Below are 15,835 nucleotides of genomic sequence, written 5' to 3' on the forward strand. Positions count from 1 at the left end.
TTCCTGTGTAAGTAGCACTTAGTCCTTCTCCTTCCTGCTCTTGTTTAGCATGGATAACATTTGGAAAGCCAAATCCACTATTTCCCAGTACGTCAGCACCAAAGTTATTGGTAATTGGCTGATAACCAATAACTGCTGCATTGTTTGGTTGGCCTTGTACAGCCAATTGATTTGGTTCTTGAATATAAGGTATATAACGGCTTCCGTCAATGGCCATGTAAATAAATTTAGAACCAGTTCCACTTATTGGGCCTCTTTGTAATGCTCCATAAGCTAAGATGGCCGATTTATCTATTTCTACTTTTTTACTGGCAATTTCGACGGGGTTTCTAAGGTTTAAATTTAACTGATAGAGATAAGAAGTTTCGTTTAGGGCTGGATTTCCTCTGAGTGTTACATAAAGCTTTTCTTCATCATCCGAAAACTCAACACCGTAAACATGTGGCGGAGCAGCAACTCCCAAATCTATGGTTAAGGGTGTTGGTTCTAATTCGCCTGTTTGTGGGTTAATTTCAAAAACTTCCACAAAATTTTTACCACCTTTTGAAACAGCAATCGCTAACTTTCCGCCAGTAGGAGAGAGTTTCATGTATCCTTTTTGGCTATCGGCATCATCATGTACCAAACCTAAATTTTGGGTTACCTCTTTTGTGCCAGTAGCATCTATTTTTAAAATGCGAAAAGTATTTGTGCCTGCATCATGCGAATAAATCCAGAAGCCAGTTTCATCGGCATTTTTTATTGCTGTAATACGCTGCGAGGTTTGAATACTGACTGGGATATTTTTTTCAACCACTGCTCCTCGTCCATTGTTCCGTCGAGTATCAACAATACTGTAAGAAAGCAAACCAGTATCTTTATTAATTGTATAGACATAATAAAGGTGATGCGGACACTCATTACAGGTATTTTTAGGAATAATAACGGCCGATTGAGTGGAAGTGTTGGTGCCTCCAAGGTTGCTATCGGTAAGCGGGGGGATAGCTGGCAACAATTGGTCATTACTTCCATAGATAGCAGCTCCATCTGTATAAAAAACCAATGACCCCGACGGACCATATACCATTGCCACACCTTCGGGCGAACGAATAGGGTTACTCGCTGTTGCATCAATAGGTTTAAAGATTGGGTCATTCATTTCTGGGTCGCCAAATAAATCGCCATTGTCCGCCAATGTGTCTCTCGGAACTGGCGGCCCACTATCCGCTCTGAAATCTAAAGTAGCTCCTTGCCCAAAATACCATTTTTCACCTCCTCCACTGCTTGTTTCTTGCAAACAAAACTTAACATTGATTTGGGCGATACGTGAGCAACCGCCAGTAGGGTCAAAAACTTCTACTGAATAACAACCTGATGAATCTACATCAATCGTTTGGGTTGTTTGTCCTTTTGGAAACCACAAAAAAGTTGCTCCAGGCGGTGTTGCTTTCAGACGGTACGGGTCAAGTCTAAGTCTTTTGCCATCACAGATAGTTGTGTCTCCTTTGGGCTTACCAAAAAACATGGGTTGTTCGGGCGGTGAGCCTATCGTAATAACCCTTGTTTCGGGTGCTTGTACTACATTCGCTATTGTTCGAGTGAGCGTAACGGTATATTGGCCTGGTGTTGAATAAAAATACTTAGGATTTCGTGTGGTGGCTATATCTGAAGTAGTTGTGGGGTCGCCAAAATCCCAAAGCCAAGCGGTTGAGTTTTTATTTTCGTCAAAAAATATTGTGGGTTCGCTGCAATCGGTGTTTGTAGCAGGGGGTGAACCCATAGGAGGGGTAGTCGGTGCCTCAGAACCGATGCAAAGCTTGCCTCCTACATAAAACTGAGCGACAGAATCGAAAGAAATGTATGTAAATGAGGCAATCAGTAAAAAAGTCTTAAGGGTGTTACCAATACGACCTTTCATAAATTCGTTAATTGTTAGACTACTTTATACAAACATACAAACCTTTGAAGTGGTTTTATAAATTAAACGATTTTTAAATTTCTTTTATTTGAAAACTTGAATATTAAAATAAGGACTTAACTTAAAAAATCGAACAATAATAACACCAACTCTCTTACAAAGACGTATTTTTACAAACAATAGTTACAAAAAATACTCAATGAGCCATTAAATCCGTTTAATAATTATTCATATTGTATTTGGAATGAAATTTGCTTAGAAATCTCAACGTTGAATGCTTTTAATTTAGGCAATGAAAAAACTTTATTTAGGAAGTCTCCTTATGTCTTTGGTCTGCTGGAATAGTATGGCTCAAGACGCTCAGTTTTCGCAGTTTTATGCGGCACCGATGTATCAGAATCCTGCGTTTGCGGGTAGTGCATATGCTCCACGTCTGATTGCCAATTATCGAAACCAATGGCCTTCGATTAATGCTAACTTTGTTACGTCAGCATTTTCGGTTGACCATTATATGGAAAGGCTCAACAGCGGTATTGGAGTAATGGTTGTAAATGACTCACAAGGACCTGGCCGATTGAAAAGTAATGAGATAAGTGGTATTTACTCTTACCAAATTCAGTTAGGAGAAGAAAATTTTTTACGTCTTGGGGCTCAAGCTACATACTCTAACCGTAGTTTAGATTATTTGGGCCTTACGTTTGGAGACCAATACACTAATAGAGGTTTTATAGCAGGAAGTACTTCAAATGATCCCTTTGCCGATAAAAATAATATCACACCTATTAAATTTGTTGATTTCAGCGGTGGAGCTTTATTTTACAATAGCCGAACCTGGTTAGGTGTATCGATGCACCACATTAATCGTCCGACTTACACTTTTGCAAATACAGGTACCAATAGTCCAATTATTGGTTGTCCAACGGGTGATTGTTTACCTCGTAAATTAAGTGTAAGTGGAGGTCTGAAAATTCCACTGGCTAATCCATATTCTGGTGCAGCTAATGCCGATAAAGAGTTTTCGGTTTCGCCTGCATTTTTATACAAAAGACAAGGGAAATTCGACCAATTTGATTTAGGCTTTTATGGAACATACGCTTCTCTAACTGCTGGTTTGTGGTATCGAGGTATTCCTATCAAGAAACAAAATATTACCCGAACCAATCATGATGCCTTGATTTTCTTGCTTGGTTATCGTCAAGATAATTTTTCTATTGGATATAGTTATGATGTAACGATTTCGAGTTTGGGAATGTCAACGGGTGGTTCGCACGAGATTTCTATCGCATATCAATTAGAACCCCTCGAAAGAAGTAGTCCACGACAAAGAAGAAATAAAAAGGAACTATCATGCCCAAAATTTTGATTTTTTGAAACAATATTTTGGATTTTGCCTTAAAGGTTTGGTTTACCAAGCCTTTTTTGTTTTATATTGCAATATAATTCGTAAAACATTCTAAAAACAAACCCTAAAATTTTATGGAAAAAAGTATTTGGCGTAAAAAGCCCATGGCAGCTTATGAAGCTGATATGAAGAAATCAGAACTTAAAAGAGTTCTTACTAAGTGGGGGCTTACATCGCTCGGTATTGGTGCAATCATTGGTGGAGGTATATTTACGCTTACGGGTATTGCCGCTCATAACTTTGCTGGTCCGGCGTTGGCGATAGCATTTATTATTGCGGCTATCGGTTGTACATTTGCTTCGCTTTGTTATAGTGAGTTTGCTTCTATTTTACCAGTTGAAGGTTCGGCTTATGCTTATTCTTATGGTACCGTTGGAGAATTCTTCGCTTGGATTATCGGTTGGAATCTTATCTTAGAATACATGATGGGTGCCACAACAGTTGCGGTTGCGTGGTCGGGGTATTTCGAGAAGTTTCTTCACCTATTTGGATTAGAACTACCAGTAACCCTCATGAATGACCCATATACGGCTGGTGAAAAACTTGGTCTTGGCGGTCCAACCCCTGCCTTTAACATTGCGGCATTTTTCATTACTTGGATAGTTACTTCAATTTTAGTGAGAGGTATTCAAGAATCGGCCAAAACAAATAACATTATCGTGATTGTAAAATTAAGCGTTGTAATTTTTGTAATCTTGGTTGGAGCATTCTTTGTGAAAGTTGAAAACTGGACTCCATTTATTCCAGATACAGTTACAGCTGCTGATGGTACAACAACTTTTGGCTGGGATGGTGTAATTACTGCGGCAACAATCGTTTTCTTTGCTTATATTGGTTTTGATGCTGTTTCTACGCAAGCAGGTGAGGCAATTAACCCACGCAAAGACGTACCTTTCGCAATTGTTGCTTCATTGGTTATCTGTACTGTGCTTTACATCTTAGTATCGTTGGTACTTACAGGTATGGTTAAATACGATACTCTCGATTTGAAAGCTCCAGTTGCTTCGGCTTTTGCTGATGCTGGTCTTCCTTGGGCAGTATTTATTATCACACTTGCTGCGGTGGCTGGTCTTACTTCAGTTATGCTTGTTATGATGCTCGGACAAACTCGTATCTTCTTAGGTATGGCTAAAGATGGTTTGTTACCAAATTTCTTTAAAGATATTCATCCGACATTCAAAACACCTTGGAAAAGTACTTTACTTGTAGGCTTTATTGTTTCGATTGTTTCGGCAGTTACGCCAATTGATAAAGTTTCAGAAATGTGTTCGGCAGGAACTTTATTGGCATTTGCCATGATTTCAGGAGCAGTATTATTACTTCGCTACCAACAACCAAATATTGAGCGTCCGTACAAAGCTCCAATGATTTGGTTTGTAGCTCCAATGGGGGTTTTATTTAACTTATTCTTGATGTCACGTCTTCGTACTGATACTTGGTACGCTTTCTTGATTTGGAGTACACTTGGTATTGTGGTTTACTTCTTATATAGCCAAAGAAAGAGTAATTTAAATAATATGGATAAGTAGTCCGCAGGCAATAGTCGACAGTATTTAAAGAAACGGACTAATCATTCAAACAAAAATGGCTTCTGAATTTTCAGAAGCCATTTTTGTTTATACCATCTTTATTTTTTATGGTTGAACACCCAATTTGATTAAATTATCACGGGCATCTTTATAATTTGGATTTCGCTTCATTACCTCTTTCAAATCTTTGATGGCACCTTGGGTATCGCCTAAGCTATATCGTGCCACTGCACGGTCGTTATAGGCCGTATCGACCGCAATGCCGAGGTTTATCATTGTTGAATAATCATCGTAAGCTTCTTTAAATTTATTGGCTTTCAAATTGGCAAATGCTCTAAGGCCCAAATAAGCATTTTTGTTTTGTCCAAGTTCCATTGCTTTGGTAAAATCTTCGGCCGATTGTAAGAAATTTCCCGCATCTCGGTTAGCAATTCCACGATTATAGTATGCTACAAATTTTCTATGATTGGGCGAATTATCAATACTTTTTTGGTAAAGCTCTAATGCCTTTGGCATATTTCCTTTCAAATAATACGCATTTGCCAACGCTCCCATCAAGGCATACGATTGTACACCTTTTGAAGCAGCATATTCACCATAACGAATCACTTGGTCGATTTCTCCCGAACGCCCGAAATGGTTGGCAAGGTTTTCGTTGACAACTGGCGACTCTGGCTCGTATTTGTAAGAATTAGCAAATAAAGTACCTGTATCTTTATAAGTAAGCGTCTGTTTGTAAGTCAGATACATGAAAACTGGAGCAATCACTAAACTGCCGTAAAGCAAAAGATTTTTAGAGGTTACTTTTTCATTCAGGAAATAGAAAACTAAAAAGATAATACCAAAATAAGGAATGTAAGTATAGCGTTCGGCCAAAATAGCACCACCAACCGACAAGAATTGAAGTACCAAAACGATTGTAAAGAAAAAGAACATGATTCCGAAGAAAATCTCTTTTTTACGACGGAAGAAAAATGCTGCTCCTCCCAAAATCAACAAAGCCCAAATCGGTGCGGTTACGTATTGAATCGCTCCGTATTTATCAGGACTTGGATACGCATAAAAATTGTGTTGATTGATTGGTATAAATAGTTTGAAGATGTAAACCAAGAATCCATAGAAACCAAACTTGATTCTATCTCCCAGCGTAAGGGCATCAGAAAGAGCAACATCAAGGGTCATTTTTTCGAGTCTTCCACCCAAATCTCCGCCACCTTGTACGTGTACGGCTAATGCACCAAATAATAAAGCTACAATGAAGAAAGGTATTTTTGTAGTGATATTTTTAACAGTCAAGAAACCTTTATCGAACCAATAATCTATAAGCAATAAAACCAAAGGCAAAACCACCGCCATTGCTTTTGATAAACACGATAAAACAAAGTAAACAAAGCAAAGGATTAACATTTTTCGCTCGTTTTTCTCCAAATATTTTACGTATTGAATACAGGCTAAGAAAAAGAAAAGTGTATATAGCACGTCTTTACGCTCCGAAACCCATGTAACCGACTCGACGTGCATTGGGTGAATTCCCCAGAAAAGAGCCACTAAAAAACTCACCAAAGTATTATTGCGTGTGAGTTGTTGAGAAAAACGGAAAATCAGAAACGTATTAACTAAATGTATGAGCGTATTGGTAACGATAAAAGAAGTTGAAGCCTTACCAAATAAAACCGAATTGAGCCAAAGCGAAGCTACCGTGAGTGGATGGTAGTTTAAGGCACATTCTACCGTTAAGAGCTTTATGAGATTGGCAAATGTTGGGTTCTGAATCATAATGTTTTCAGTGGCATACATTTGGTCGTCCCAATTAACAAAGCCATTCGAGAAACCTGCCGCAAAAGCAATGATTACCGCAACAGCCAAAAGAATATAAACCACCGTAGGGCTTAACGAAAAGTTGTTTTCACTATTTTTGGGGACAGAATACGCCGCAGCTTGTGGCGTACTGGAAGTTTGTGAAGGTAGATTCTGTTTGGGTTTTTGTTTATTTTTTGCCATGATTCTATGAGGTTGAGTTCTCGTTTGCGAATATAGCAATTTCTTTGCCAATCATAAAACTAAATGGGAGAAGCAGATGGCTCTACTTCTCCCATTTTTCGATAAAAATCATCTCCTAAAACCCATCTTTTTCATCTTCTACTTTCTTTTTCTTTTCGTCTTTTTTCTGGGTTTCATCTTTTGGTACATCGGCCAATTTCTTGGCGTCAGTTGGTTTTTGGCCAGCCACTTTTGGCTTTTCTTTAATACCTCTGTAAGTTTCTAAGAAAGTCTTACGGAAAAGCATCGCTTCTGGGAAATCAACTGGAATTACCTGATAATCTTTGATTTTTTTCTTATCGGCTTTGGCAGTAATGGCCGCATTGAAATTATCATCCGATGAAATCAAGCCCATCTGCCCATCTTTATAACCCATGTAGTACCAGTTCTCGCCCGAAAGTTCTAAGAAAATATACATTTCGTCGCCCGTGATTGGGTTTTTACGAATCTCTACATAACCATTGATTTTGGCATTTATATCAGTTTCTCCAATGTTTGAAATACCAAGTTTCCCAACGCTTCTGTATGAATTATATTTCGGCGACCATAAGAGTTTTAAATCACTAAAAACAATCGTATTGGCAAATTTTGGTGAAAACTTAAACAACGGCACATATTCACGGGCCGATTTTGCTTTGTAATCATCAATATCTTTATCGCCTACAAATTTGGCAATTTTTGTAATCAATTCCGATGAATTTAGTTCGATTGCTGCCTCATTTACACCTAAGTCAAGGTTTGTTTTCACGATTTTCTCAGCCATATTTGTCAATAAAGGCTGAGCAATCGGGAAGTTTACGAGCATCATGGTATTGAATTCATGATTTGCTGTATCCAAGCGTATTTTGGCAAAACCCGAAGTTTGAACGTACTGAGAAATTTTCTCATTCAATAGGTCGAACCTTCCTTCCAAATTGATGATTCCTTTCTCATCCAAAATCTCGTATTTATTACTGGCCAAAGTTCGGCCTTCTTCTGGAATGATGCTGAATAACTTGTTGGGTTCATCTCGTCGGCACACTCCACTTGCCAAGAAAACGTTTTGGTCTTCGGGTACTTCTTTGGTTGATAAGAATGTTGGATAAAGACCATTCGACGAAGTCGTTGTACGGAAATGAAGTCCCGCAAAAATTGGCGAGTTGCCACTTTTTAAGTTTTTATCAACCGTAATCCTAATCTCTTCCGATTTATTCCCTTTATAAGTTATCCAATATCCACCGAGTTTAGGATACTTTTTGAGTTCAGGAATAATGTAGCCATCAAGCGAGAGATTTTTGATTGGGGCGAGCATCGTAATTTCGCCCTTATAAAGCATTTTTGGCGAAAGGAACATACTATCACGCTCGATAACGGTTGCTCGTGCCACGGTTGAAAGCTCTTTATTTTTACTTCTTTTGGCTTCACCATCCATCGTAATCTCACGCAATTCAAAGTTACCCATCTTGATATTGAAGGTGTCTTTTTTCACGTTTACGAACTGATAGGTGGCATCTCCAGTAAATTTATTTTTTGATACAATCTGGATATTTCCGTTAATCAAATTATGATAACCGTTGAGTGTATCAATCGTCAGACGAGCGTTTTTGAATGGTAACATATCAGCGTCTCGACGAATAGCTACTTGTCCTTTATCAGGAATAATTTTCGCATCAGCCGATTTAATGTATGGTACTCCACCAATATTTAAAGTCATTTGGTCGATGTCATATGCCGCTGAGTTACCATTGAAGGCCAAGCCTTGCTGCGAAGCATTAGTTGAAGTAAAGATTGTCGTTTCGACATCTCCTTTCATCGAAATCTTCTTGTCTTTGATATTCCATTCGGCACGGTCAACGTTAGTTTTGTAAGCCGCATACGGGAATTCGAGCGTTGAGCCAGTGCTATCATTGAAGTTTCCTTGATTGGTGGCAATATTTACGATACTACTATTAACGTTGAAGTTTACGTTTACGTTTTTACCCAAGAGTACTGACTTGGCAGTTGTTTGAGTTGACTTTACGTTAAACTGCGACCTATCCGCAATAAAACCCTCTTTATTAAACTTAAATTGGTCGGAAGCAGTCTCGGAGTCAGTACGAATCAATTTACCCAAACCAAACAAACCACCCGTACGCACAACCAATTTTCCTTTAAGCGAAGAAGTTCCTGTATAAAAATTGAAACCTGCTTTCGAGGCAATAATCATACTATCAACCTTCGGCATCCATTTCAAAGTATAATCATTAATATCAACCTGCGGGAAATACGAGCCTTTCAGCACGCTTTCATTCACTTTTCCGAGTTGACCAGAAGCCGTCAAGGAATCTGCCATGAACAAAATTTCTTTGGCGGTCATGCTTGCAGCAAGGTGATTGATATTTCCTTCGGAGTGGAGGCCTTTTCCATCCATTGCCAAAGCAGAAGAGAAATTGACCGAAGTTTCGTTACCGAACACATTATATTTTCCATTTGGCACTTTATGCAAGAAACCGAGTGTGGTATCAGGCATGATTCTCAGTACTTCTTTGAATGGCTTGAAGATATTTCCCGAATAGAATGTTCCATCAAACTCAATATCTTTTACTGCCAAGCTATCGAAGTCGATTTTCGGAACATCAAAACGCACATCTCGGCTGTATTTTCGTACGCCACGAGCTGGCTCATCAAAATACACAATTACCCCTTCATCAATTTTCAGCCTTGGATATTGTGGCAAATATACTTTTCCTGATTTATTATCCGGACGATTTAGGAAGAGCGTACCTGGCTTCAAGAACTTAATGTGTCCTCCAATTTCTTGTCGACCTCCTTTTCGATACACTTCTTGAGGTGTAAAGGTTACGGAATCAATCTTATTGAGTGATAAAGAAAATTTTTCATAATCAAACAAAAGGTCTTTTCCTGAAAAACGATAATTTTTGGCCTTAAACTGCCCACTAAATGTGAAAGTACGGTTTTTGGTTACTTTGATTGTCCGATCATACGGCAATACATAAATTTTGAGCGAATCGCTTAAGTTAAACCTGCGTATGCCTCTGATTGTTAGTGTTTTATCATTAAGATTAAGTGTGGCGTTTGAGGTTGAATCTTTGCTGTTTCCATAAATGGAAGGAATCAAGAAATCATCAAAATCGCGTTTTCCGGCAAAGGCTGATAGATAGTGCTGTCCTTTACTGGTTATCTTAAAAATATCATCTGAAGGATTATAATCGACAAAGCCTTGTTGGACTGCTACCATCAAACCGCCACTAATATTCTTTTTAGGAATTTTATTATAGGTCGCAATTTCATCCAAAGTAAACGCAAGTTTATTATTCTTTTGGGTAAAATTACCAACCATCAATAGGGGATTAAACCCCGCACTACTGTTGAGGGCGGTAACTCGCTGTGCATCATAAAAATCAAATGACTCGAAAACTGCAGGAACTTGTGTTCGGGCCGAAACGATATAAAAATCCATTCGCCCTTCATTCAAATTCCAACGCATTGCATCTGATTTTATGTTCATTTGATGGTAAGTATCAGAAAACGTAGTTTCTTTAAATCCACCGACATCAATTTTGTTCAGACGTAAAATATAGTTCTTTTGGTTATAATTAAACTTTACGGCTGGGTGATAAATTGAATCTTTATCAATAAAAGTCACAAAATTGGCCAGTTGTGATGTAATCAGTGAATCGCTTAACTCAAAACGTGTACTACTTGCTTTAAAGAAAAATTTTCCGTCTTTTTTGACTGAAATATTAGAATAGCGATTTTGAACAGAAGAAGAGAAAATTCTACTTCCCGACATTGAAAAACCTCCACGATATTCAATATTTCGGTCGATGTTTTTGATAAAAGCATCGCTTTGGTATGACATGAAGCGAGGATATGTTGGCGGAACATTCTTATTCCTTTTCTCACTTTTGTATTCAAAAACTCCTCTAATTGGAGCCGTCAAGCGGTCGGTGTAGGTCAGAGTTACGTCTTCGGCCGAAAACTTCGGATTTCGGATTTCAAAAGCAAAATCGGTCAAAACAACTGAGATTTGTGGCAATTTGGCACTTTCAAAGGTAAATAAACCACCCTTTCCGACATAAATTCCATCTTTCAGCGAAACCGTTCCGCTGGTCTTTTTTATCCAAACCGAATCACTGGCCGTAGCCATTACAAAGTCAATATCGTTGAATTGAATCGAAAGGCCACCAATAATTGGCATAGGTTTTTTATCTGGAGAAAAAGTAGGTTTAGCCGCTGTAATGACAGCTTCGGGTGCTGGTGGGGTATCCCAATCATCAAAATATTTAGTTTCTGGAAGTTCGGTTGGTGTTTGAGGAACCTGCGGGTTATTCGGCGTTGTTGTAGTCGGTGCTGGGGTGGTAGCTTCTCCTTTTTTATCTAAGAATTTTATCTCATAAGTTCCACCTAAAGCATACAATCTGTTGAAGTTTGACGCATAAAGTCGGCGTTTTTCGATAAAATCTTTCAAAATTTCCAACATCTTAGTCGAGGTCTTCAAATCATACCCATCGACAAACTTTTGGGTGATTTCAATCAAACTACTTATTTTTTCGTCCGAAAACTTCTCTTGCTCAATTGCTTTATCAAGAATCGTAAAGAAAAAATAGAATTGTGCCATTTTATGGCCACGAGTTCCCATACTACGGCACGTTGCGATAAGTGCTTTTTTCTGTTCTGGGCTAAAACGGGAAGCCCAGTAGGCTTCAAATTTTTTACCAGTTGCAATCGCTACTGAGTTATTGTCGGTTGCCATCACGGTCTGAATATCCGTAATGAATGTTTCGGGTTGCTCAGAAAGTCTTATTAGCTGTGCTTTTGACGAAAAAGACAGCAACGCAATTACCGAGAAAAATATTATTCTAAAGTGTCTCATAAGGATAGGGAAGAAGAGACTTTTGGGTAAAACTAAATATCAATTATGAATGATTCAACTCTTAAAAACGACCGAAGCCCATTGATTCTTGCTTAGTTGAGCTACTTTTTTTAAACCTACCGATTCGGCAACCGCTTGAATATCAGCAATATCGGCTTCATAAAAACCACTTATGATAAGAGATGCTCCCTCAGCCATGAAGGTTGCATAAGACGGAATTTGCTGTAAAAGAATGTTCCGATTGATATTAGCCAAAACGATTTCGTACTTATCCTGTGGCTCATCTTCGATTGTGCCCAATCTAACTGCAATTTTGCTCGTATTGTTTAAAGCAATGTTTTCGATTGTATTCTCAACTGACCATTCATCAATATCAAAGGCACTTACATATTTTGCACCCAATTTTTCGGCTAAAACTGCCAAAATACCCGTTCCCGTGCCAACATCAAGCACTTTTTTATCTTGGTGCGGAATGGTAAGTTGATGCTCCATGACCATCGAAGTGGTTTCGTGATGCCCAGTTCCGAACGACATTTTTGGAGTAATGATGATTTCGTAAAGATAGTTAGGTTGAGGCTCGTGGAAATCGGCACGCACGTAAATATCATTTCCTATTGAAATGGGTTGGAAGTTTTTTTCCCATTCTTCGTTCCAGTTTTGCTTAGCAATGTGCTTGAAAGCGTAAGAAATTGGTGTTCGTTCGGCATAGGTTTCGAGCATATTCTTGACTGCTAAATCTTCAAAAAGTTCTTCTTGAATATAAGCTTCCAAGCCATCTTCGGTTTCGACAAAAGTTTCAAAGCCAAGTTCGGCCAGTTCGGCCATCATGATTTCGTTGAAATCAAGGTCAATTTGTAAGGAAAGTTCGATGTATGACACTTTTACGGATTTTATTTGATTGTACAAGTTAAGCCGTAAAGTTCGGAATTTCTTCGCTATCAACAACAAAATTATTGCAAATGGCGTCTATTGATTGATACTTTTGAAGGAAAAGGAGCTGATATTAAACAAAAGAGCCTTTGGAAGAGCAAAATCAGAGAGATTCAGATTTTCAAAAATCTGATGATTCGTCGCTTTAATGATAAGATGATACTGTTGATTTTCGGTAATACTTTCAATATTCACAAAATCATTTGATTCAGCAACTGGGTCAAAAACATCAATTTGAGCATTACATTGCTTTAGTTTTTCTGCCAAATCAATTACTAATGAGCCTTTTATGCTTGGCGTATTAGGTTTATAGCTGATTCCTAAAATTAGAACTTTGAAGTTGGTATTTTGTGGGAAAGCGTTTTGAAGTTTGTCAAAAACAAGTTTAGTAATCGTTTGGGGCAAAACATCATTGGTCTGACGAGCTGCTGAAAGTATATTACTTTTCTCAGTAGAAAGGTAATTCAAATATTGCGAAGCCAAAGGCAGACAATCACCACCTACAAGACCAGTTGAAAATTTAAGAAAATTCCACTTAGTGCTACTCGCTTGCCAAACTTCATCAAATGAAATACCGTTTTCAGTTAAAATCGCTGCTATGTTATTCATGAAAGCGATATTAATATCTCTTTGGGCATTTTCAAGTAATTTTGCAGCTTCGGCAACTTTGATTGAGGGAGCTAAATACGTTCCAGCTTCAACAATCGAACGATATAATTCATCAACTCTTCGGGCAGTCTCAGGGTTTGACCCAGAAGTTATTTTGATGGTATTTCTTAAAGTATGCAGATTATCTGCCGTATTGATTCTTTCGGGCGAATAACCTACAAAAAAATCTATATTAAACTTTAAACCACTTATTTCTTCTAAAATTGGCACACAAAGCTCTTCAGTACAACCAGGAAAAACGGTTGATTCGAATATAACTAAATCGTTTTTTTTAAGAAAAGGAGCGATACTTTTGGTAGCAGCTAATAGGTGAACTACATTCGGACTTTCGTCTGTATTTACTGAAGTAGAAACTGCGATAATGAAAATATTACAGTTGGAAAGAGTATTTATATCATTTGTGAGTGTAAGGTTTAAAAGATGGTTTTCTTCCCTTAACCTTACAATCTTAACATCATCAATATCAAAGCCAATAGTTGGATATTTTTCGCTTAAAGCTAAGGTCAAAGGCAAACCGATGTTTCCTAATCCAATTACAGCGATATGGAGATTTTGTGTTTCTATCAACTTAAGCAATTAAGTTTAATAAATAAGCACCATAACCACTCTTTACCAATGGTTTAGCGATTGCTTCTAACTGTTGAGCATCAATGAAGCCCATGCGGTAAGCAACTTCTTCGATACAACCAACTTTCAACCCTTGCCGCTCTTCTATAACCTGAACAAACTGCCCCGCTTGCATTAATGATTGAAAAGTACCCGTATCAAGCCAAGCTGTTCCTCGGTTCATGATACCTACTTGGAGTTTTCCTTTTTCTAAATAAACTCTATTAATATCTGTTATTTCAAGCTCTCCTCTTGGTGAAGGTTTTATATTTTTAGCAATTTCTACAACTTTATTATCGTAGAAATACAAACCAGGCACCGCATAATTAGATTTTGGTTTTTCTGGTTTTTCTTCAATCGAAATTGCTGTTTGGTTTTCGTCAAATTCTACAACACCGTATCTTTCTGGGTCATGTACTTGATATGCAAATACAACACCACCATCTGGATTTGTGCTGCTTTGTAATAATTTACTCAAGCCACTACCATAAAAAATATTATCGCCTAAAACCAAAGCAACACTATCGTTTCCAATAAAATCAGCACCAATAATAAAAGCCTGAGCTAAACCATCGGGACTTGGCTGTTCTGCATAACTAAAGCTACAACCAATGCGTGAGCCATCGCCCAATAATTTCTGAAAGTGGGGTAAATCATGAGGTGTAGAAATAATTAATATTTCTTTGATTCCAGCCAACATTAATATTGAAAGTGGATAATAGATCATAGGCTTATCATACACAGGCATTAGTTGTTTACTTACTGCCAATGTGAGTGGGTGCAATCTCGTACCCGAACCCCCTGCTAATATTATTCCTTTCATAAAATATTATAGAATATCAATCTAAAACTTTATTTGATTACTAATTTATAGTTTTTCTTTCTAATTAACCCAAAAATAATACCAAAAATAACACCTAAAAAAGTGGCTATCAAAACAACTATTGCACGTTTAGGCTCGCTTCTTTTGTTAGGTACAACTGGCGGTTCTAAAACTTTAATTACAGGGGTTTCTTGTTGTAATTTTAACTTCGCTTCTTCATACTTCTGCAATAGAGTATTGTAAAAAGTTGATGAAATCTTATATTCAGACTCTATACGCTCTCTTTGCAAATCTGCCGCTTGTAATTTCATCATTGAAAGCTGATATTGGTCACTGTATTGTGCCTTTTTTGCTTGATTTGTATAGTATTTCCCTTTAGCAGCGTCTAATCTTTCGGCTAAAAAATTTAAGTCTCTTTTGGCTTTCTCTGTGCGATAATTAGTAATGTAATTAGTCAAAAAATTCATACTATAGTCAGTGATAATTGTAGCGACAACAGGGTCAGGGAGCTTAACTGTTACAGTAATGAGTCCTGTTTTTTTGTCAATAATGGCACTAATACGCTCTCGTAAGTCTTTTAAGTTTTTTTCAGTTTGATAACTTACCGTAATGTATTGATTGCTTGTTGGGAATTTTATTTTCGTATTCTTCTCTTCAATCTTATTATCTAACACGAAAGCATCATAAAACTGACTGAAGGGCATTTCCTTATTATCCTTAGTTTTGACCTTAATTTTGAGCAAATCTAAAAAAAATGGTGTACTCTTTAAAACATCAGGATATAAATCTGGTCTGATAGCATCTGCTCCGCCTCCAGCAGCACTACTAACATCAATACCCGCCAAACTTGCTAAACCTGCAAACTGCCCCAATCCCCCAGCTTTAGATTGGTATTCTGGTAATATTTTTCCTGTCGATACAAACTCTTCACGTGCCAATAGTGCATAAGCTACGCCCCCAATTGTGAACAATATGGTTATTAAAACAATAGCTATTTTTTCTTTCCAAATTATTTTAAAAAATGCACCAAAATCAATGCTAATTATATCTTTTTCTTCTTCCATGATAATTCTTTTGAGTTATT

General features: G+C 37.7%; 9 protein-coding genes. 2 read left to right on the top strand and 7 right to left on the bottom strand.

The window, feature by feature from the left end; all coding sequences use genetic code 11:
• On the bottom strand, nt 1-1,897 hold a 1,897-nt coding region (locus ACOVO2_RS08985), incomplete at its 3' end, for a PKD domain-containing protein (protein WP_421769636.1).
• A 292-nt stretch (nt 1,898-2,189) separates the two neighbouring features.
• Between ACOVO2_RS08985 and ACOVO2_RS08990 the strand changes: the two genes are divergently transcribed.
• Nucleotides 2,190-3,260 (top strand): type IX secretion system membrane protein PorP/SprF, encoded by a 1,071-nt coding sequence (locus tag ACOVO2_RS08990; RefSeq protein WP_421769637.1) that lies wholly within the window; start codon nt 2,190-2,192, stop codon nt 3,258-3,260.
• 113 nt (nt 3,261-3,373) lie between these two features.
• Nucleotides 3,374-4,828: an APC family permease gene (locus tag ACOVO2_RS08995; RefSeq protein WP_421769638.1), complete on the top strand. Its 1,455-nt coding sequence runs from the start codon at nt 3,374-3,376 to the stop codon at nt 4,826-4,828.
• Nucleotides 4,829-4,933: 105 nt separating this feature from the next.
• Here ACOVO2_RS08995 and ACOVO2_RS09000 read toward each other — a convergent pair whose 3' ends face one another.
• The 6 genes from ACOVO2_RS09000 to ACOVO2_RS09025 all read right to left on the bottom strand — a co-directional run bounded on the left by ACOVO2_RS09000 (nt 4,934) and on the right by ACOVO2_RS09025 (nt 15,815).
• Nucleotides 4,934-6,829: a glycosyltransferase family 39 protein gene (locus ACOVO2_RS09000; RefSeq protein WP_421769639.1), complete on the bottom strand. Its 1,896-nt coding sequence runs from the start codon at nt 6,827-6,829 to the stop codon at nt 4,934-4,936.
• A 115-nt stretch (nt 6,830-6,944) separates the two neighbouring features.
• Nucleotides 6,945-11,723, bottom strand: a complete 4,779-nt coding sequence (locus ACOVO2_RS09005; protein WP_421769640.1) for a hypothetical protein — start codon at nt 11,721-11,723, stop codon at nt 6,945-6,947.
• A gap of 54 nt (nt 11,724-11,777) precedes the next feature.
• The gene (prmA, locus tag ACOVO2_RS09010; RefSeq protein WP_421769641.1) at nt 11,778-12,602 is read right to left on the bottom strand and encodes a 50S ribosomal protein L11 methyltransferase; all 825 of its coding nucleotides are present in this window, start codon (nt 12,600-12,602) and stop codon (nt 11,778-11,780) included.
• 87 nt (nt 12,603-12,689) lie between these two features.
• Complete coding sequence (locus ACOVO2_RS09015; protein WP_421769642.1) at nt 12,690-13,889, bottom strand: nucleotide sugar dehydrogenase; 1,200 nt, start codon at nt 13,887-13,889, stop codon at nt 12,690-12,692.
• A gap of 1 nt (nt 13,890) precedes the next feature.
• A complete protein-coding gene (rfbA, locus tag ACOVO2_RS09020; protein ID WP_421769643.1) occupies nt 13,891-14,751 on the bottom strand; it encodes a glucose-1-phosphate thymidylyltransferase RfbA in 861 nt (286 codons plus the stop codon).
• A 29-nt stretch (nt 14,752-14,780) separates the two neighbouring features.
• Nucleotides 14,781-15,815: a Wzz/FepE/Etk N-terminal domain-containing protein gene (locus ACOVO2_RS09025; RefSeq protein ID WP_421769644.1), complete on the bottom strand. Its 1,035-nt coding sequence runs from the start codon at nt 15,813-15,815 to the stop codon at nt 14,781-14,783.
• Between the last annotated feature and the right edge of the window lie 20 nt (nt 15,816-15,835).

It is taken from the genome of Emticicia sp. (assembly GCF_049241225.1).
Lineage (GTDB): Bacteria > Bacteroidota > Bacteroidia > Cytophagales > Spirosomataceae > Emticicia.